Below are 16,855 nucleotides of genomic sequence, written 5' to 3' on the forward strand. Positions count from 1 at the left end.
TAGCCCCGTTCGATGTCAGTTTTTTGTCAGTCCGACAAGCTGTCCACTGCCGGGTTCAGACGAAGCTCAGATGACGCGCGCCACGCAGTCGGCGGCCTCGCTTGCCGCGCTGTCGAGGACATTGTCCGCCACCAGCGTCTCACCGCCGGCCAGCGGGTTCAGCAGCGCAAAGAAGCCGCGTTTGCCCTCGCTCTTCAGCTGCCACTTGATCCGGGTTCCCGGCGGCAGCTCTTCGGCGCTGTGATTGACCACGACGATAGCGTTCGGCTTGCCCGAAACGGCGCAGCTCAGCTGGACTGTCAGCCCGAAATGCCGGGTCTGCAGCATCGGCTCAGGGACATAGTCGGACGACGAGTCGCCGTCCCCGCTATCGGCCGTAACCGGCGGGACAAGCTCGTCCGCCGGTCCGGTGCCGGCCGCCGGACCGGTTCCGTCGGTTGGGCCGCCGGGCAGCAGCAGGTCAACCTCATCTGCCACCACTGGCAGAACAGCCGCCGTGAGGGGCGACAACATCAGTGCCGCGAGCAACGCGCCCGCGAGAGGACGAATTCTGTTCATTGTTGTTTCCTGCGCAGGCCCATCGATCGCGTCCACGATCGGTGCCTGACTATGTCGCTGGTTTCCTGCGGCGGCAACTAGGTCCCGACGCTTGAACTTCGCGTGAGGTGGCCATTTCGCCCTTGTTCAGCAAGACCAGCTGTTAACGTTGCGCATCGGACACAGACGAGGCCGATGCATTTTCTGCGCGCCTTCTGGCAGAAATGAGCTGTACCGGGCATGAACGCGTTGCCGCATCGCCCGGTGCTTGCCTCGACGGGGCGACGCCGCCAATATCGCGGCAAATCAGTACCCCCGGGGCTTCATGGATCGCGACCTTCTCGAACGGCTCTATCATCGCGCCGTCGACGCCGCCCAGCCGCAGCACGCCATCGCCGCCAACCTGCCGGAGCCGCCAAGGGGACGGACCGTCGTCATCGGCGCCGGCAAGGCCTCCGCGCAGATGGCGCGGGCCTTCGAGCTGGCCTGGCCCGGGCCGATCCACAGTGGCCTCGTGGTCACCCGCTACGGCTACGCCACGCCCTGCGAGCGCATCGAAATCGTCGAGGCCGCCCATCCGGTGCCCGACATGGCCGGCTACCTCGCCGCCCGCCGGCTGATGGAAAAGGTCTCCGGCCTCGGCCATGACGACCTGGTGGTGGCGCTGATCTCGGGCGGCGGCTCGGCGCTGTTGCCGCAGCCGGCGGCCGGGCTCAGCTTCGAGGACGAGCAGGCGGTCAACGAAATCCTGCTGGCCTCGGGTGCGCCGATCTCGGTGATGAATGTCATCCGCAACGAACTCAGCGCCATCAAGGGCGGCCGCCTCGCCGCCCTGGCCTCGCCGGCCCGCGTCGCCACGCTCATCGTCTCCGATATCCCCGGCGACGACCCGTCGCTGGTCGCCTCCGGACCGACAGTGCCGCTGAGTTCCGGCCGCGCCGAAGCGCGCCACCTTGCCTCGCTCTACCGGCTGAAACTGCCGGCGGCCGCCGAAGAGCTGCTGGCCTCCGATCTCAACCCCGCGCCACGCGCCGGCGATCCGCGCTTTCACCACAACACCGTCCGCATCATAGCGTCCGCCGCCTTGTCGCTGGAGGCCGCGGCCGCCGAGGCGCGGTCCGCGGGGCTAGAGGCCCATATCCTCTCCGATGCGATCGAAGGCGAAGCGCGCGACGTCGCGTCGGTTCACGCCGCGCTCGCGCGTGAGATCAAAACCCGCAACCGTCCGTTCGCCAAGCCCGCGCTGCTGCTGTCGGGCGGCGAGACCACCGTCACCATCCGCGGCGATGGCCGGGGCGGCCGCAACGCCGAGTTCCTGCTCGCCTTCGCCCTCGCCATCGATGGCATCGAGGGCATCACCGCGCTCGCCGCCGATACCGACGGTATCGACGGGGCAGGGGATAATGCCGGCGCCATCTGCGATGGCCACACCGCGGCGAGGCTGCGCGCCGCCGGCATCGACCCACGTCGGGCTCTCGCCAACAACGACGCCTACAACGCCTTCCGCGCCGTCGGCGGCCTGCTGCTCACCGGCCCCACCGGCACCAACGTCAACGATTTTCGCGCCATCCTCGTGCGCTGAGAACGGCAGTCGGGAGTAGGCCGTCGGCAGTCGCAGCACTACCTATCGACTGCCGACTGCCGAGGTTATTCCTCGACCCAGGAGTCAAACTCGCCGTTCTTGCTGAGGCGCGCCACCATGTAGCCGCCGCGGCTCCGCGGCCGCACCTCGTAGTCATAGTCCTTGCCGTCCATCGCCCGCTGCAGGTTGGCAGCGCTCTCGGCGCTTTCCGCCGAGGCGAACACCTGCGGCACGCTGTTGCCTTCACTGACGAATGCCCGCGACATCACAACTCTCCCACCTGACGCCTCAGCATAGCCCACCTTAGGCAGCCGGACGATTTTCCTTGGTGGGGAACTTCCCTTTCCTTCGCCCATGCCTTTAAGTGCCGCCCGCTTTCAGGGAGTGTTTCGGCAATGGCCAAAAAGAAGATCGCCGTCATCGGTATCGGCAAGATCGCGCAGGATCAGCACCTGCCGGTGATCGACAAGAGCCCGGATTTCGAGCTCGCGGCCTGCGTCTCGACCCGCGGCCTCGGCCATCGCGACGTGCCGGTGTTCAAGACCCCGGCCGAACTCTACAAGGCCATGCCCGAGGTGAAGCTGGTCGCCATCTGCACCCCGCCCGGCGTCCGCCACGCCTATGTGCGGCAGGCGATCGATGCCGGCAAGGATGTGCTGCTGGAAAAGCCGCCGACCCCCACCATCACCGAGTTCGAGGACCTCGTCGCTTATGGCGAGAAGAAGGGCAAGGTGCTGTTCCAGACCTGGCACTCACGCTACAATGCCGCCGTCGACACCGCCAAACTGATCCTCAAGGACGAAGGTGTCGCCTCGCTTCGCATCGACTGGCGCGAGAGCGTCCGGAAGTGGCACCCCGGCCAGGAATGGGTGTGGGAGCCCGGCGGCTTCGGCGTCTGCGATCCGGGCATCAACGCCATGTCGATCTTCACCAAGATCATGCCGTTCCCGGTCTTCGTCGACAGCGCCAAGCTGAAGTTCCCGGCCAACCGCCAGACCCCGGTCGATGTCGAGATCGTCTTCAAGTCCGGCGAAAAGCACCAGCCCAAGCTCAGCGCCGGCTTCAACTGGCTGGAGGAGTCGGGCGAGATCTGGACCATCGCCATCGAGACCCGGAAGGGCACGCAGCTGAAGCTCGAGCGCGGCGGCACCGTGCTCACGGTCAATGGCAAGGAAACCGTCGCCAACCCCTCCGAGGAGTATGAGGCGATCTACGAGCGCTTCGCCAAGCTGTTGAAGAAGGGCAAGTCCGAAATGGACGGTTCGCCTCTGCGGCTGGTCGGCGATGCCTTCCTGCTCGGCGCCCGCGAGAACGTCGACGAGTTCCACTGGTAAGGACGCTTCAGGATGGGCCGGTGGCTGTGGACCCCCACCCCTGTCCCCTCCCCGCAAGGGGAAGGGAGACGCCCTCACTGACGCCGGTGTTTTGGTCTCCCTCCCCATTCTTAGGGGGAGGGGACAGGGGTGGGGGTCAGCCCGCGCCGGACGATCGGTTGATGCGTTGTCGAATGCGCGACGCCACTAGACGTAGGTCGACTGGCAGGGTTAGCTCGCACCGCATACAGCTACCATACCAGTGACGAGGAGACCTGCCATGTACGAGACCTTCAACGGCTCGGCCCATCCGATGGCGCCCCGGGAAATCGCCATCACCGCCGTCCCCGAGGATGAGCGGGTCTGGGTGCCGCAGGCCGAGGGGGTCTGGTTCCGTCCGCTGTTCCTCAACACGCTGCAGGGCCAGTGGTGCAACCTGCTGCGCGTCCGCCGCGCCGGCATTCTGAGCCGCCACCTCCACCCCCAGCCGGTGCACGGCTACGTCATCAAGGGCCGCTGGCACTATCTCGAGCACGACTGGGTGGCCGAAACCGGCTCCTATGTGTTCGAGCCGCCGGGCGAGATCCATACCCTGACCGTGCCCGAGGACACCCCGGAGATGATCACTTTCTTCAACATCTCGGGCTGCATGGTCTATCTCGACAAGGACAACAAGCAGGTCGGCTTCGAGGACGTCTTCACCAAGATCGACATGTGCAAGAAGCACTACGAAAAGGTGGGGCTCGGGGCGGACTACGTGGACCAGTTCGTACGCTGACCCTTCCTTCCCTCTCCCCTTGAGGGAGAGGGTGCCCGAAGGGCGGGTGAGGGGCAGTTGCGATATCCGTCCCCTCATCCGTCTCGCTACGCTCGCCACCTTCTCCCTCAAGGGGAGAAGGAAGAAACCGATGGGATAGGCCTCAATGACTAGCTGGGCATCCGAATTCTACGCCAAGAAGACCGTTGTCATCACCGGCGGCACCTCCGGCATCGGCCAGGGCATCGGCCGCGCCTTTGCTGATGCCGGGGCGGTGGTGCATGTCACCGGCGCCACCCAGGCCGAGGTCGAGGCGGGCGCCGCTGCCGAGCCGCGCTTCCGTTACACAGAGCTCGACGTGCGCAATTCCGAACAGGTCGCCGAGTACGCCGCGACCTTCGGCAGCGTTGCCGCGCTGATCAACTGCGCCGGGGTGAACCTCCGCGCTGCCGAGCACACCGTCGACGGCTTTGCGACGGTCATCGATATCAACCTCAACGGTTCGATGCGCACCGCTTACGCCTTCAAGGACAAGCTCGCGGGCGGCGCCATCCTCAATATCGGCTCGATGTTCTCGTTCTTCGGCGCCCCGCACGCCCCGGCTTACGCGGCGTCGAAGCACGCCGTCGCCGGCCTCACCAAGTCGCTCGCCACTGCCTTTGCCAAGGAGCAGATCCGCGTCAATGCCCTCGCCCCCGGCTGGATCGAGACGGCGATGACCGCGGTGCCGCGCGCCAACGAGGCGCGCAACGCTGAACTGATGGGCCGTACCCCGCTCGGCCGCTGGGGCACTCCGGCGGACCTGGCGCCTGCCGCCCTGTTCTTGTGTTCGCCGCTCGCCGGCTTCATCACCGGAGCGATCCTGCCGGTCGACGGCGGCTACCTCATCGCATAAGCGAGATCAGCAAGAGGAGCGTCGCGAGCATTGCGGCGCCGGACCGGATCGAGTTCCACCGGGTCCAGTCCCTGAGGTAGGTGGCCCAGTAGGCGGTGCCCTCGGGGCTGGGGCCTTCGAACCTGGCCAACCGGTTGTTCATCGGCACATTGATCGCCATGCTCACGCCGAACGTGCCGATGACGTAGGTCAAGGCACCGGCCGCGGCCCACGGGCTGCCGCCCGCCACGAACACCGCCAGCACCAGCGCCAGCCCGAGGATCGCGGTCCCCATGAAGGCGCCGAGAAAGCCGGCATTGAGCACAGTCACGTTGATGGCGTTCATCACCGCGATGGCGTTGGCGGGTGGCTGCTGGCCGATTGCCGGCATGATGAAGTTCGAGAACCCGAAGAAGGTTCCGCCGATCAGCGCTGCGCCGAGCGCCACGACGATACTGAGGATATCGATCCAGTTCATGGTTGCCTCCAGGCGCCCTTGGCTGCCGCTTCGCGTGCAAAGTCGGCAACGTCCTTCGGTTGCCGCCCGAGTACCCGCTGCACCCCATCGGCGAGGGATTCGTTACGGCCGTCCAGCACCTCGCTGAACAGCTCTTCGAGCAGCCCCGCAATCTCTTCAGGCATTTCGCTGCCGGCGAGCGAGTCGAGGAACTCATGGGCCGGCATAGTGCGGAACGTCACGTTGCTGCCGCTCGCGCGATTGATCTCGGCAACCACCTCGGCGAAGGTCAACAGCCGCGGGCCGGTAACCTCGTAGAGCTGGCCGATATGCCGGTCGTCGGTCAGCGCTGCGGTCACCACGTCGGCGATATCGTCGCAATCGACGAACGGCTCGCGTACCGCGTCGACCGGCAATGCCACCTCGCCGCCGAGCACCATCTCGAGGAACTGTCCCTCGTCGAAGTTCTGGTTGAACCAGCTGGCGCGCACCACGGTCCAGTCGGCGTCCGAGGCGATCAGCTGCTGCTCGGCCCGCTGCGCCTCCGGCTCACCCCGGCCGGACAGCAGCACCAGCCGCTTTAGCCCCAGCGACAGAGCCAGTTCGGTAATGGCGCCGATCGCCTCGGCTGCGCCCTTGATCGCGATATCCGGGTAATAGGTGATGTAGGCGCTGGCAGCCCCCTCAAGCGCTGCCGCCCAGGTGCCGCGGTCGGTCCAGTCGAACCCCGTCGACCGCGAGGCCAGCCGCACCGGCAAGCCGCGTACTTCGAGGCGCTCCGCAACCCGCGCGCCGGTCTTGCCGCGGCCGCCAATGATCAGGATCGGTTTGGTCATTTCATGCTCCATTCGCAAAACATGAGGAAGTCTCATGTTGCGGAAGGTGATAAATCCTCATATTATCGACGTCAAGCAGAAATGTGAGGATTATTCACTTATGGCCGAAGCCGCCGAAACCGCCGTCCCGGCGCGACGCACCCCGCAGCAGCAGCGCAGCCGCGAGCGGGTCGAGCGCATTCTCAATGCGGCCAAGGGGCTGATCGAGCGGAGTGGCAGCGACGCCATGAAGATGGGGGAACTGGCCGCCGAGGCGGAAATCTCGATCGGCTCGCTCTACCAATACTTTCCAGACAAGGCGGCGGTGATCGGGGCGCTGGCCGAGCGCTACAATGAAGAGGGCCGCGCCTGCATTCGCGATGGCCTCGCCGGGGTCAGCGATGCGCCTGACTTCCGCCGGGCCTTCGGCGAACTCATCGATATCTATTACGGCCTGTTCCTGGCCGAGCCGGTGATGCGCGACATCTGGTCGGGCACCCAGGCCGACAAATCGCTGCACGGCATCGACCTCGCCGACAGCCACGAGAACGGCGCGCTGGTCGGCGCCGTGCTGCAGCGGATCTATCCCGATGCCGATCCAGCGGAACTGCTCAACCGCGCCACCCTGGTGATGTACCTGGGCAGCGCCAGCATGCGCCTTGCCATTTCGGTGGGCCGCAAGGAGGGCGACGCTTACGTCGGCAACTTCAAGCGCATGGCAGTCGCCGAGTTACTCGGCGACTGAGGCCGCCGTTGGCGGCACGCGCGGCGCACAGAAGTACAGCGCCTGGTTGATCACGTAGAGCGACCCATCGAGAGTGAAGCCGTTCCTGGGCAGGTCCGGCCCGGCTTTCGGGTCGAGAAAGGCGAGGCCGCCGTTCTTCAGCGCCTCGAGCAGTGGCGCCACGTCGCCCTCGATGCGGGCGTTGTAGGGCGAACCATCGGGCTTGGCGTCGACTTCGTGTCCGTCTTCCTTGTCGATATCGATCCGCCATCGTCCGGCGTCGCCGCCCGGACGGCTGGTGTGCAGATGAATGCCGATTTCGAAATCGTCCTCGCAACGCACCGCGAGGCAGACGAATTCCTTTGGCGTCGATCCGGCAGCACAACCCAGAGCCGCCCGGTCGCCTTCGCCCTGTAGCGGCGAATAGTGCCAGCCGGCTTCCTGGGCGAGGGCAGGGGCGGCGAGGGTGCCAAGCGCCCAAGCCAACAGCGCTGCGGCCGCAGCCGTCGACGTCATTTGCCGGCGTCCGTCAGCAACTGCAGGTCCTCGGCACTCAGCGTCAGGTTGGCGCCGCGCATCAGGCTCTGCACCTGCTCGACCGATGTCGCCGAGGCGATCGGTGCGCCGACGCCCGGCTGCGCCGCGATCCAGCTGAGGGTGACCTCCGCCGGCAGCGCCCCGGTCCGCTTGCTGATCGCGTCCAGCGCCTCGAGGATGCGATAGCCTTTGGGGTTGAGGTATTTCTCCACCACCGTTTGGCCGCGCGGGCTCTTCTGCGCGTCGGCGGCGCTGCGATACTTGCCGGCGAGGAAGCCGCGCGCCAGGCTGAAATAGCCGATCCCCGAGACGCCCTCGGCCACGCAGGTCGCCTGCACCTCTTCGAACTTCATGCGGTCGTAGAGGTTGAACTCGTTCTGGATCGTCTCGTAGCGCGCCAAGCCGTCGGCCTTCGAGATGCCGAGCGCCTCGCTCAACAGCGCCGTGTCCTGGTTGGACGAGCCGATATAGCGGACCTTGCCGGCCTTCACGACCTTGTCGAGCGCCTCGAGCGTTTCCTGCTGCGGCGTATTCGGGTCGGGCCAATGGGTCTGGTAGAGGTCGATATAGTCGGTCTGCAGCCGTTGCAGCGAGGCGTCGACTTCCTCCTCGATCCATTTGGCGCTGAGGTCGCGGTGCCCCTGGCCCATGTCCGAGCCGACCTTGGTGAACACCAGCACCTTGTCGCGATTGCCGCGCGCCTTCATCCAGTTGCCGATGATCGTTTCGGACTTGCCTTTGCCATAACTGTCGGCGGTGTCGAGCGCCGCAAAGCCGCCATCGAGGAATGCGTCGAGCACCGGATAGGCCGCCTGCTCCTCCAGCGTCCAGCCCAGCACGTTGCAACCGAAAACCAAGGGGTCGATGAAAAGCTCGGTGCGGCCGAGGCGGCGCTTGCTCATGGTGATCTCCAGTATTGGTGAGGGACAGGCAGGAAGGCCCGGTGAGCCTAGCCTTGCCATCCATCGGCGACAAGCGATGGACGTCTCAACCCTTGGGCTGAATCAGGTCCCATTTGTTGCCGTAGAGATCCTCGAACACCGCCACCGAGCCATAGGCTTCGTTGCGGGGCGCCTCGAGGAACCGCACACCGCGCGCCGCGTAAGTGGCGTGGTCGCGGGCGAAATCGTCGGTCTCGAGGAAGAAGCCGACCCGCCCGCCGGTCTGGTTGCCGATATGGGCGGATTGCGCGGTCCCGTCCGCCTTCGCCAGCAGCAGTCTGGCCCCGCCGCCATCAGGCGTCACGGTGACCCAGCGCTTGCCGCCACCCATGTCGAGGTCGCTCGCGAGCGCGAATCCGAGCTTGTCGACATAGAACGAGATGGCGTCGTCATAGTCGGCGACGACGAGGGCGATTGTGGCAATGGACTGGCTCATGTGCCGATCATTTGCGGCAGCGCGTCGCGACCGTCAATTGCCGCGGTGTGAAATCGATCCCACCTGCGCAACCGCTTTACCTGCCGGGAAACTCAGGTTTGCGGCGATAGCGGCTTTGTTGAAACGGCATTGCGTATGACGAGGCTTTGACCAACCGGTAAAACTGGGCCATTGCGTGGCGGCAGAAAAAGCGCTTTGTTGCGCGCCAAGCTCCGGCCGGCGGAAGGGACTCTGCCGTTGAATGCCGGGGCGTAATGCTTTTCGGGAGACAACCATCATGCATTTGATGAAAACCCTGCTCGCCGCCACCGCGCTCGTCGCGGTGATGGGCGGCAGCGTCTATGCCAAGCAGCTCGTGTTCTGCTCGGAAGCCTCGCCGGCGCACTTCGACCCCGGTCCGACCACCGGTGGTAACGACTTCGACGCCAGCTCGCGCACCATCTATGACCGCCTCGTCGAGTTCGAACATGGCGGCACCGCCGTGCAGCCGGGTCTCGCCGAGAGCTGGGAAGTCTCGGCCGACGGGCTCGAGTACACCTTCAAGCTCCGTCCGGGTGTGAAGTTCCACACCACCTCCTACTTCACGCCCACGCGTGAGCTGAACGCCGACGACGTGATCTTCTCGCTCGAGCGGCAGTGGAAGGAAGACAATCCGTGGAACAAGTATCTCGAGGGCATCTCGTGGGACTATTTCCAGGGCATGGACATGCCCAAGTTCCTCAAGTCGATCGAGAAGGTCGATGACCTGACCGTCAAGATCACGCTGAACGAGCCCAACGCGCCGATGCTGGCCAACCTGGGCATGGACTTCGCCTCGATCGTTTCGAAGGAATATGCCGACCAGCTCGCCGCTTCGGGCAACCTGGCCGACTTCTCCAACAAGCCGGTCGGTACCGGTGCCTTCGTGTTCGTCGACTACCAGACCGATGCCGTCATCCGTTACCAGGCCTTCGCCGACTACTGGCGTGGCAAGGTGGCGATTGACGACCTGATCTTCGCCATCACCACCGATCCGGCGGTGCGTGCGCAGAAGCTCAAGGCCGGCGAATGCGATATCATGTCGTATCCCGCCCCGGCCGATATCGAAGGCCTCAAGGCCGACACCAACCTGCAGGTGATGGAGCAGGAAGGCCTGAACATCGGCTATATGTCCTACAACACCACCGTCGCTCCGATGGATAACGTGAACGTCCGCAAGGCGCTCTCGATGGCCATCAACAAGCAGGCGCTGGTCGATGCGGTCTACCAGGGCGCTGGCCAGGCGGCCAAGAACCTGATCCCGCCGACCATGTGGTCCTATGACGACAAGATCGTCGACACTGCCTACGATCCGGAAGGCGCCAAGAAGCTCCTCGCCGACGCAGGCGTTTCGGGCCTGACCCTCGACCTGTGGGCCATGCCGGTCAGCCGTCCGTACAACCCGAACGCGCAGCGCGCCGCTGAAATGATCCAGGCCGACTGGGCCGCGGTCGGCGTCACTGCCAACATCGTCACCTACGAGTGGACCGAATACCGCGAGCGCGGCAAGCAGAAGGACCGCCCGGGTGCGTTCCAGATCGGCTGGACCGGCGACAACGGTGATCCGGACAACTTCTTTGCGACGCTGTTCTCCTGCTCGGCCATTGGCGTGTCCAACTACTCGAGCTGGTGCAACGACGACTTCGAGAAGGTCATCCAGGACGCCAAGAAGGTCTCCGACCCGGCCGAGCGTACCGCGCTCTACACCAAGGCCCAGGAAATCTTCAAAGCCGAAGAGCCGGCCCTGACCATGGCGCACTCCAAGGTCTTCATGCCGATGAACAAGCGCGTCCTCGGCTACACTATGGATCCGCTCGGGATTCACCGCTTCGACAATGTCGACGTGACCGAATAATTAGAGATAGAGTTCGAGGGGCGGCGCCATCACCGGCGCCGCCCCTTGGCGTACCCAATGCTGCGATTCATCCTCCAGAAACTCGCCCTGATCGTGCCGACCATTATCGGCATCACGATCGCGTCGTTTGCCTTCATCCGCCTGCTCCCCGGCGACCCCATCCTCGCGATGGCCGGCCAGCACGGCGTCACCCCCGAACGCTACGAGATCCTGAAGGAACAGTTCGGCTACAACCTGCCGATCTGGCAGCAGTACTTCAATTACGTCGGCGGCATCCTGCAGGGCAATTTCGGTATCTCGCTCGCCACCAAGCGGCCGGTGATCGATGAATTCCTGACCCTGTTCCCGGCAACCGTCGAGCTGGCGCTGTTCGCCATGCTGATCGCCGTGGCGCTCGGCATTCCCGCCGGCATCTTTGCCGCCATCAAGCGCGGCTCGTGGTTCGACCAGATCACCATGGGCGTGGCGCTCACCGGCTATTCGATGCCGATCTTCTGGTGGGGGCTTCTGCTCATCATCTTCTTTTCCGGCTATCTCGGCTGGACCCCGGTGTCGGGTCGCATCGCGCTCAACTTCTTCTTCCCGCGCATCACCGGCTTCATGCTGATCGACAGCCTGCTCGCCGGTAAACCCGATGGCTTCATCTCGGCGCTGCGCCACCTGATCCTGCCGGCGATCGTGCTCGGCACCATTCCGCTCGCCGTCATCGCCCGGCAGACGCGCTCCGCCATGCTGGAAGTCCTGGGCGAGGACTATGTCCGCACCGCCCGCGCCAAGGGCCTCGACCCCAACCGCGTCGTCGGCGTTCACGCCTTCCGCAACGCGCTGATCCCGGTCGTCACCACCATCGGCCTGCAGATCGGCCTGCTGATGGCCGGCGCCATCCTCACCGAGACGATCTTTTCCTGGCCGGGCATCGGCAAGTGGATGATCGACTCGATTTCTAAGCGTGACTACGTCTCGGTACAGTCGGGCCTGCTGCTCATCGCGTTGATCGTCATGGCGGTGAACCTCATCGTCGACATCCTCTACGCCGTCATCAATCCGCGCATCAGGGTGCAGTGATGGCCGCAGAAACCACCACCACGACCTCCACCGCTCCGGGCCGCTTCAGCGGGTTGCGCGAGTTCTGGTACTATTTCTCGACGAACCACGGGGCTGTCCTCGGCCTCGCCGTGTTTCTGCTGCTGATCCTGGTTGCCTTGTTCGCGCCAGTGCTGGCGCCGTTCTCGCCCGACCAGCAGTTCCGCGAGTTCATCCGCATGGCACCGCCCTGGGCCGGCGGCACGCAGCCGCAATTCTTCCTCGGCACGGACGAGGTCGGCCGCGACATTCTCTCGCGCCTGATCCACGGCTCACGCTACTCGCTGATGATCGGCTTCATCGTCGTCACCGGCGCGCTGATCGTCGGTGTCACGCTCGGGCTGCTCGCCGGCTATTTCCGTGGCTGGGTCGATGCGCTGATCATGCGCGTCATGGATATCATCCTCGCCTTCCCCTCGCTGCTCCTGGCGCTGGTGCTGGTGGCGATCCTCGGCCCCGGCCTGTTCAACGCCATGCTGGCCATCGCGCTGGTGCTGCAGCCGCATTTCGCCCGCCTGACCCGCGCCGCGGTGCTGAGCGAGAAGAGCCGCGAGTATGTCACCTCGGCCAAGGTCGCCGGCGCCAGCCACATCCGGCTGATGTTCGTCACCATCCTCCCCAACTGCCTCGGGCCGCTGATCGTCCAGGCGACGCTGAGCTTCTCCAACGCCATCCTCGAGGCGGCGGCGCTCGGCTTCCTCGGCATGGGTGCGCAGCCGCCGACGCCGGAATGGGGCACCATGCTGGCGCGGGCCCGCGAGTTCATCACCAGCGCCTGGTGGATCGTCACCATGCCCGGCCTCGCCATCCTGATCACGGTTCTCGCCATCAACCTCGTCGGCGACGGCCTGCGCGATGCGCTCGATCCCAAGCTCAAGCGGAGCTGAGGCGATGCACCTGCTCGAAGTCAAAAATCTCACCGTCAGCTTCGATACCTCGGTCGGCGTGTTCAACGCCGTCAAAGGCATCGACATCCATGTCGACGCCCGCGAAGTCCTGGCTATCGTCGGCGAGAGCGGTTCCGGCAAGTCGGTGGCGATGCTTGCCGTCATGGGCCTGTTGCCGCCCACCGCTCATGTCAGCGCCGACAAGATGACCTTCGACGGCAAGGACCTGCTCGCCATGTCGGCTGCCGACAAGCGCAAGATCATCGGCAAGGACGTCGCCATGATCTTCCAGGAGCCGATGACCAGCCTGAACCCCTGCTTCACGGTGGGCTTCCAGATCGAGGAAGTGCTGCGCTTCCATCTCGGCATGGGCAAAGCCCAGCGCCGCGCCCGCGCCATCGAATTGCTCGATCAGGTCGGCATCCCCAACCCGGCGGAGCGGCTGAAATCCTATCCGCACCAGATGTCAGGCGGGCAGAACCAGCGCGTCATGATTGCCATGGCCATTGCCTGCAACCCCAAGCTGTTGATCGCGGACGAACCGACCACGGCGCTCGACGTCACCATCCAGAAGCAGATCCTCGATCTCCTGGTACGGCTGCAGGCCGAGCACGGCATGGGCCTGATCATGATCACCCACAATATCGGCGTCGTCGCCGAAACCGCCGACCGCGTCGTGGTGCAGTATAAGGGGCGCAAGATGGAGGAGGCGGGCGTGCTCGAGCTCTTCACCGCGCCGAGGAGCTCCTACACCCGCGCGCTGCTCGCGGCGCTCCCCGACAACGCCACCGGCGACCGGCTGCCGACCATTACCGGCACCAACTTCGAGGAGGCCGTGTGATGAGCACCGTCCTCGAAGCCAGGAACCTGGTCCGCGACTATCACATCGGCGGCACGTTGTTCGGCGGCGGCCGCACTGTGCATGCGGTCAAGGGCGTCAGCTTCAAGCTCGAACAGGGTAAGACCCTGGCCATTGTCGGCGAGTCCGGCTCGGGCAAGTCGACGCTGGCCCGCATCCTGACGCTGATCGACCGGCAGACCGACGGTGAGCTGCTGATCGACGGCGAGACCATCGACATCAAGAAGAGCGGCGTCACCGCCGCCATGCGCCGCAAGGTGCAGATCGTCTTCCAGAACCCCTATGGCTCGCTGAACCCGCGCCAGAAGATCGGCAACGTGCTGATGGAGCCGTTGCTCCTCAATACCGATATGCCGGCCGCCGAACGGCGCGACCGCGCCCTCGACATGCTGGTCAAGGTCGGGCTGCAACCCGAGCACTTCAACCGCTATCCGCACATGTTCTCGGGCGGCCAGCGCCAGCGCATCGCCATCGCCCGCGCCATCATCCTGAAGCCCTCGCTGCTGGTGCTCGACGAGCCGGTCTCGGCGCTCGATCTGTCGGTGCAGGCGCAGATCCTCAACCTGCTCGCCGACCTGCAGGACGAGTTCGGGCTCACCTACGTGTTCATCAGCCACGACCTCAGCGTGGTCAAATACATCGCCGACGAGGTGATGGTGATGTACCTGGGCGAGGCGGTGGAGCAGGGGACGCGCGACAAGCTGTTCTCCAACCCCGAGCATCCCTATACCCGCTCGCTGTTCGCCGCGACGCCAGGCGCCGATGTCGAGAGCATCAAGGCCAGGTTGGCGAGGAAAGCAGCTCTGGCCTCAGCCTGATCTGCCGCACACTTTAAGCCGGTGTTAAGCCTGGGCCCGTAGCGTTCGGCGATGCTTCCCACGCCGGTGTCACTACTTGCCCAAAGCTGCCAAAAGCACGTCGGCTGCGGCCGCTAGCGCCCGCAGCGCGCGCAAGCCGGCGCGCCGATCGGCATTGCTGAACTTCACTTTCTGGATCGCCCTGCCGGCGGTCGCTGTCTATTTCGGCGTCTGCGCGCTGGTGTTCGTCGCCATGCATCTGATGAGCGCCGAAATGAACGCCATCGATTCCGATCGCGGCAAGAGCGCTATCGCCGCCGCCGTCGAATCCCTGGTGGTCGGTCTCGCCGAGAGCACTGCCGATGAGGCAACCTGGACCGAGGCCTATATCAACACCTATATCGAGCCCAATCCGGCCTGGCTCGACTCGGTCTGGGGCGCCACCGCGCGCATCTCCGATACCTATGACACCGCCATTCTCACCGATATGAGCGGCAATATCATCTTCGGCGAAACCAGCCGCGGACCGGTGACCGGTACGCTCGCCGAGCTGTTCAGCGGTGTGCCGCAACTGCTCGAACGGCTCGAGGCGGGTATCGCCAGGGCCGGCGACGATGCGACCGTTTCCAACCTGTCGCGCAATGCCCGTGGCGCTGCGGCGCTGGCCGGCGCGGTGGTCCACGGCAATTCGGGCCAGGCCAGCATCCCGCGCGAGCAGCGCCGCGTGCTCTGGCTCGCCCGCCAGCTCGACGACATCATGCTGCGCGACGTCGCCACCCGCTTCCAGCTGCCGCTGCCACGGCTCGTCGAGGTGCCCAAACCCGACCATGACGCGATGGCGCTCACCGACGCGGCGGGAGCGGCTATCGCCACCATCGACTGGCCGCCTCGCCGTCCCGGCGATCCCGCCTTCGCCCACACCGCGACCATCGCCGTGCTGGTGATGCTGATCATCGGCGTCCTGATCTTCGTCGTCCTTGCCGCCTTCCGTCACTCGATCAAGCTGCGCACCGCTTCGGAAGAGCGCGACTGGTACAATGCCCGCTATGACGGCACGACCGGGCTGCTGAGCCGCTTCGGCCTCGAGGAGCACATCGCCCAGGCGATCCCCAGAAAGCGCGGCGAACTGCCGGTTGCCGTCAGCCAGATCAACGTCGACGGCCTGCAGGATATCGTCGGCCTCTATGGCCGCGAGGCCGCCAATGAACTGCTGGTGGCGCTGGCCGAGCGCTTCGAGACGATCACCGATGGGGAGGCAGTGCTCGCCCGTACCGGCCCGACCGAGCTGTCGCTCGCTCGCCTCGGCGAGGACGCCGGCGAGAAGATCCGCGGTTTCGCCGACCGCATCCTGGCCGGCGCCGGCGAACCGGTACCGGTCGGCAACCTCAAACTGAAGATCGGCCTGAGCATCGGCGTCGTCGATGCGCCGACTCGCCGTGATAACGTTGGCAATCTGATCCGCATGGCCGAGACCGCCGTAGCGCGGGCCCGCGAGACCGGCGGCAACCACACCGTGGCCTACGACCCGGCCATCGAGGATGAGCGTCGCCGCCGCATCGAGCTGCAGGCCGATATCAGGCGCGGGCTGGAGGCCGGCGAGTTCGACCTCGAATACCAGCCGATCATCGATTTCCGCACCCAGGCCATCCTCGGGGTCGAGGCGCTGATGCGCTGGAACCGCCGCGCTGCCGGCCCAATGGGGCCGGGCGAGTTCATCCCCGCCGCCGAAGCCTCTGGCCTCATCGACGATCTCGGCATGTTCGCGCTGCGCCGCGCCATCGAGGAGATCGGCCCGCTCGGCGAGCTGAAGATTTCGGTCAACGTCTCGCCGGCCCAGCTCCGCAACCCGACGCTGCCACAGACGGTCTTTGCGACGCTCGACGAATGGGGCGTCGCCGCCAGCCGGCTGCAGCTCGAAGTGACCGAGTCCTTTCTCGTCTCCCACCCCGATCGCGCCATCCGGCTGATCGAACAGCTGCGCCAGTCGGGCATCATCATCGCGCTCGACGACTTCGGCACCGGTTATTCCTCGATCGGCTACCTGAAGCAGTTCCGCTTTGACCGGGTGAAGCTCGATCGCTCACTGGTCGCCGAGATCGACAGCGACCCGGTGCAGGCGGCATTGGTCGAATCCACCATGATCTACGCTTTCGCCATGGGCCTCGCGGTCACTGCCGAAGGCGTCGAGCGGCGCGAGGAGGCAGCGCTGCTGTCACGCCTCGGCTGTCGCGAATTCCAGGGCTACCTGTTCGCCCGCCCGCTGCGCCTGGCGCAACTCGAACGCCTGCTGCAGGGCGAGCAGGCTTTGCGTCAGGCGAGCTAGCTATCGCATATGGAGCACTGACAGTAGTTGGATGGCCTTCTCCCCTTGTGGGAGAAGGTG

The 16,855-nt window shown here is 65.3% G+C and carries 18 protein-coding genes; 11 read left to right on the plus strand and 7 right to left on the minus strand.

Going from position 1 to position 16,855, the window contains the following annotated elements:
- Nucleotides 1-66: 66 nt before the first annotated feature.
- Nucleotides 67-558: a hypothetical protein gene (locus ASC68_RS06525; protein WP_156387269.1), complete on the minus strand. Its 492-nt coding sequence runs from the start codon at nucleotides 556-558 to the stop codon at nucleotides 67-69.
- A gap of 304 nt (nucleotides 559-862) precedes the next feature.
- Here ASC68_RS06525 and ASC68_RS06530 point away from each other — a divergent pair, with 304 nt between their 5' ends.
- Nucleotides 863-2,119: a glycerate kinase gene (locus ASC68_RS06530; protein ID WP_055876655.1), complete on the plus strand. Its 1,257-nt coding sequence runs from the start codon at nucleotides 863-865 to the stop codon at nucleotides 2,117-2,119.
- A gap of 65 nt (nucleotides 2,120-2,184) precedes the next feature.
- Here ASC68_RS06530 and ASC68_RS06535 read toward each other — a convergent pair whose 3' ends face one another.
- Nucleotides 2,185-2,385, minus strand: a complete 201-nt coding sequence (locus ASC68_RS06535) for a hypothetical protein (protein ID WP_055876658.1) — start codon at nucleotides 2,383-2,385, stop codon at nucleotides 2,185-2,187.
- A gap of 129 nt (nucleotides 2,386-2,514) precedes the next feature.
- Here ASC68_RS06535 and ASC68_RS06540 point away from each other — a divergent pair, with 129 nt between their 5' ends.
- The 3 genes from ASC68_RS06540 (at nucleotide 2,515) to ASC68_RS06550 (ending at nucleotide 5,084) form a co-directional block, all read left to right on the plus strand.
- Nucleotides 2,515-3,453, plus strand: coding sequence for a Gfo/Idh/MocA family oxidoreductase (locus ASC68_RS06540; protein ID WP_055876660.1), 939 nt, complete (start codon nucleotides 2,515-2,517; stop codon nucleotides 3,451-3,453).
- Nucleotides 3,454-3,712: 259 nt separating this feature from the next.
- Nucleotides 3,713-4,210: a 2,4'-dihydroxyacetophenone dioxygenase family protein gene (locus ASC68_RS06545; RefSeq protein ID WP_055876662.1), complete on the plus strand. Its 498-nt coding sequence runs from the start codon at nucleotides 3,713-3,715 to the stop codon at nucleotides 4,208-4,210.
- A gap of 145 nt (nucleotides 4,211-4,355) precedes the next feature.
- The gene (locus tag ASC68_RS06550; protein ID WP_055876665.1) at nucleotides 4,356-5,084 is read left to right on the plus strand and encodes an SDR family oxidoreductase; all 729 of its coding nucleotides are present in this window, start codon (nucleotides 4,356-4,358) and stop codon (nucleotides 5,082-5,084) included.
- Here ASC68_RS06550 and ASC68_RS06555 read toward each other — a convergent pair.
- Entirely contained in the window at nucleotides 5,074-5,541 is a 468-nt protein-coding gene (locus ASC68_RS06555; protein ID WP_055876669.1) for an anthrone oxygenase family protein, read from the minus strand. The genes ASC68_RS06550 and ASC68_RS06555 overlap by 11 nt on opposite strands.
- Entirely contained in the window at nucleotides 5,538-6,356 is an 819-nt protein-coding gene (locus ASC68_RS06560; protein WP_248310500.1) for an NmrA family transcriptional regulator, read from the minus strand. Before ASC68_RS06560 ends, ASC68_RS06555 begins: the two co-directional genes overlap by 4 nt.
- A gap of 100 nt (nucleotides 6,357-6,456) precedes the next feature.
- Between ASC68_RS06560 and ASC68_RS06565 the strand changes: the two genes are divergently transcribed.
- Nucleotides 6,457-7,080, plus strand: a complete 624-nt coding sequence (locus ASC68_RS06565; protein WP_055876674.1) for a TetR/AcrR family transcriptional regulator — start codon at nucleotides 6,457-6,459, stop codon at nucleotides 7,078-7,080.
- Here ASC68_RS06565 and ASC68_RS06570 read toward each other — a convergent pair.
- The 3 genes from ASC68_RS06570 to ASC68_RS06580 all read right to left on the minus strand — a co-directional run bounded on the left by ASC68_RS06570 (nucleotide 7,066) and on the right by ASC68_RS06580 (nucleotide 8,973).
- The gene (locus ASC68_RS06570; RefSeq protein WP_055876678.1) at nucleotides 7,066-7,575 is read right to left on the minus strand and encodes a hypothetical protein; all 510 of its coding nucleotides are present in this window, start codon (nucleotides 7,573-7,575) and stop codon (nucleotides 7,066-7,068) included. The two genes, ASC68_RS06565 and ASC68_RS06570, sit on opposite strands and share 15 nt — an antisense overlap.
- Nucleotides 7,572-8,498 carry an aldo/keto reductase gene (locus tag ASC68_RS06575; protein ID WP_055876681.1) on the minus strand — a complete coding sequence of 309 codons (927 nt, stop codon included), beginning with the start codon at nucleotides 8,496-8,498 and terminating at the stop codon, nucleotides 7,572-7,574. Before ASC68_RS06575 ends, ASC68_RS06570 begins: the two co-directional genes overlap by 4 nt.
- A gap of 85 nt (nucleotides 8,499-8,583) precedes the next feature.
- Entirely contained in the window at nucleotides 8,584-8,973 is a 390-nt protein-coding gene (locus ASC68_RS06580; RefSeq protein ID WP_055876684.1) for a VOC family protein, read from the minus strand.
- Between the two features lie 277 nt (nucleotides 8,974-9,250).
- On the opposite strand from ASC68_RS06580, the gene ASC68_RS06585 reads away from it, so the two are divergent.
- The 6 genes from ASC68_RS06585 to ASC68_RS06610 all read left to right on the plus strand — a co-directional run bounded on the left by ASC68_RS06585 (nucleotide 9,251) and on the right by ASC68_RS06610 (nucleotide 16,795).
- Nucleotides 9,251-10,846, plus strand: a complete 1,596-nt coding sequence (locus ASC68_RS06585; protein WP_055876686.1) for an ABC transporter substrate-binding protein — start codon at nucleotides 9,251-9,253, stop codon at nucleotides 10,844-10,846.
- 57 nt (nucleotides 10,847-10,903) lie between these two features.
- The gene (locus tag ASC68_RS06590; RefSeq protein WP_055876689.1) at nucleotides 10,904-11,911 is read left to right on the plus strand and encodes an ABC transporter permease subunit; all 1,008 of its coding nucleotides are present in this window, start codon (nucleotides 10,904-10,906) and stop codon (nucleotides 11,909-11,911) included.
- A complete protein-coding gene (locus tag ASC68_RS06595; protein ID WP_055876692.1) occupies nucleotides 11,911-12,816 on the plus strand; it encodes an ABC transporter permease subunit in 906 nt (301 codons plus the stop codon). The genes ASC68_RS06590 and ASC68_RS06595 overlap by 1 nt, the downstream gene beginning before the upstream one ends.
- A gap of 4 nt (nucleotides 12,817-12,820) precedes the next feature.
- A complete protein-coding gene (locus ASC68_RS06600) occupies nucleotides 12,821-13,657 on the plus strand; it encodes an ABC transporter ATP-binding protein (RefSeq protein ID WP_055876694.1) in 837 nt (278 codons plus the stop codon).
- Nucleotides 13,657-14,493 carry a dipeptide ABC transporter ATP-binding protein gene (locus ASC68_RS06605; RefSeq protein ID WP_055876698.1) on the plus strand — a complete coding sequence of 279 codons (837 nt, stop codon included), beginning with the start codon at nucleotides 13,657-13,659 and terminating at the stop codon, nucleotides 14,491-14,493. The genes ASC68_RS06600 and ASC68_RS06605 overlap by 1 nt, the downstream gene beginning before the upstream one ends.
- Before the next feature lie 154 nt (nucleotides 14,494-14,647).
- A complete protein-coding gene (locus ASC68_RS06610) occupies nucleotides 14,648-16,795 on the plus strand; it encodes a phosphodiesterase (RefSeq protein ID WP_055876701.1) in 2,148 nt (715 codons plus the stop codon).
- The last annotated feature ends 60 nt before the right edge of the window (nucleotides 16,796-16,855 follow it).

Source organism: Devosia sp. Root105 (genome assembly GCF_001424865.1).
Lineage (GTDB): Bacteria > Pseudomonadota > Alphaproteobacteria > Rhizobiales > Devosiaceae > Devosia_A.

Excerpts from the sequence above, each read along its gene's own strand:
- ASC68_RS06525 (WP_156387269.1), bottom strand. The coding sequence starts at position 558 with ATGAACAGAATTCGTCCTCTCGCGGGCGCGTTGCTCGCGGCACTGATG.
- ASC68_RS06530 (WP_055876655.1), top strand. The coding sequence starts at position 863 with ATGGATCGCGACCTTCTCGAACGGCTCTATCATCGCGCCGTCGACGCC.
- ASC68_RS06535 (WP_055876658.1), bottom strand. The coding sequence starts at position 2,385 with ATGTCGCGGGCATTCGTCAGTGAAGGCAACAGCGTGCCGCAGGTGTTC.
- ASC68_RS06540 (WP_055876660.1), top strand. The coding sequence starts at position 2,515 with ATGGCCAAAAAGAAGATCGCCGTCATCGGTATCGGCAAGATCGCGCAG.
- ASC68_RS06545 (WP_055876662.1), top strand. The coding sequence starts at position 3,713 with ATGTACGAGACCTTCAACGGCTCGGCCCATCCGATGGCGCCCCGGGAA.
- ASC68_RS06550 (WP_055876665.1), top strand. The coding sequence starts at position 4,356 with ATGACTAGCTGGGCATCCGAATTCTACGCCAAGAAGACCGTTGTCATC.
- ASC68_RS06555 (WP_055876669.1), bottom strand. The coding sequence starts at position 5,541 with ATGAACTGGATCGATATCCTCAGTATCGTCGTGGCGCTCGGCGCAGCG.
- ASC68_RS06560 (WP_248310500.1), bottom strand. The coding sequence starts at position 6,356 with ATGACCAAACCGATCCTGATCATTGGCGGCCGCGGCAAGACCGGCGCG.
- ASC68_RS06565 (WP_055876674.1), top strand. The coding sequence starts at position 6,457 with ATGGCCGAAGCCGCCGAAACCGCCGTCCCGGCGCGACGCACCCCGCAG.
- ASC68_RS06570 (WP_055876678.1), bottom strand. The coding sequence starts at position 7,575 with ATGACGTCGACGGCTGCGGCCGCAGCGCTGTTGGCTTGGGCGCTTGGC.
- ASC68_RS06575 (WP_055876681.1), bottom strand. The coding sequence starts at position 8,498 with ATGAGCAAGCGCCGCCTCGGCCGCACCGAGCTTTTCATCGACCCCTTG.
- ASC68_RS06580 (WP_055876684.1), bottom strand. The coding sequence starts at position 8,973 with ATGAGCCAGTCCATTGCCACAATCGCCCTCGTCGTCGCCGACTATGAC.
- ASC68_RS06585 (WP_055876686.1), top strand. The coding sequence starts at position 9,251 with ATGCATTTGATGAAAACCCTGCTCGCCGCCACCGCGCTCGTCGCGGTG.
- ASC68_RS06590 (WP_055876689.1), top strand. The coding sequence starts at position 10,904 with ATGCTGCGATTCATCCTCCAGAAACTCGCCCTGATCGTGCCGACCATT.
- ASC68_RS06595 (WP_055876692.1), top strand. The coding sequence starts at position 11,911 with ATGGCCGCAGAAACCACCACCACGACCTCCACCGCTCCGGGCCGCTTC.
- ASC68_RS06600 (WP_055876694.1), top strand. The coding sequence starts at position 12,821 with ATGCACCTGCTCGAAGTCAAAAATCTCACCGTCAGCTTCGATACCTCG.
- ASC68_RS06605 (WP_055876698.1), top strand. The coding sequence starts at position 13,657 with ATGAGCACCGTCCTCGAAGCCAGGAACCTGGTCCGCGACTATCACATC.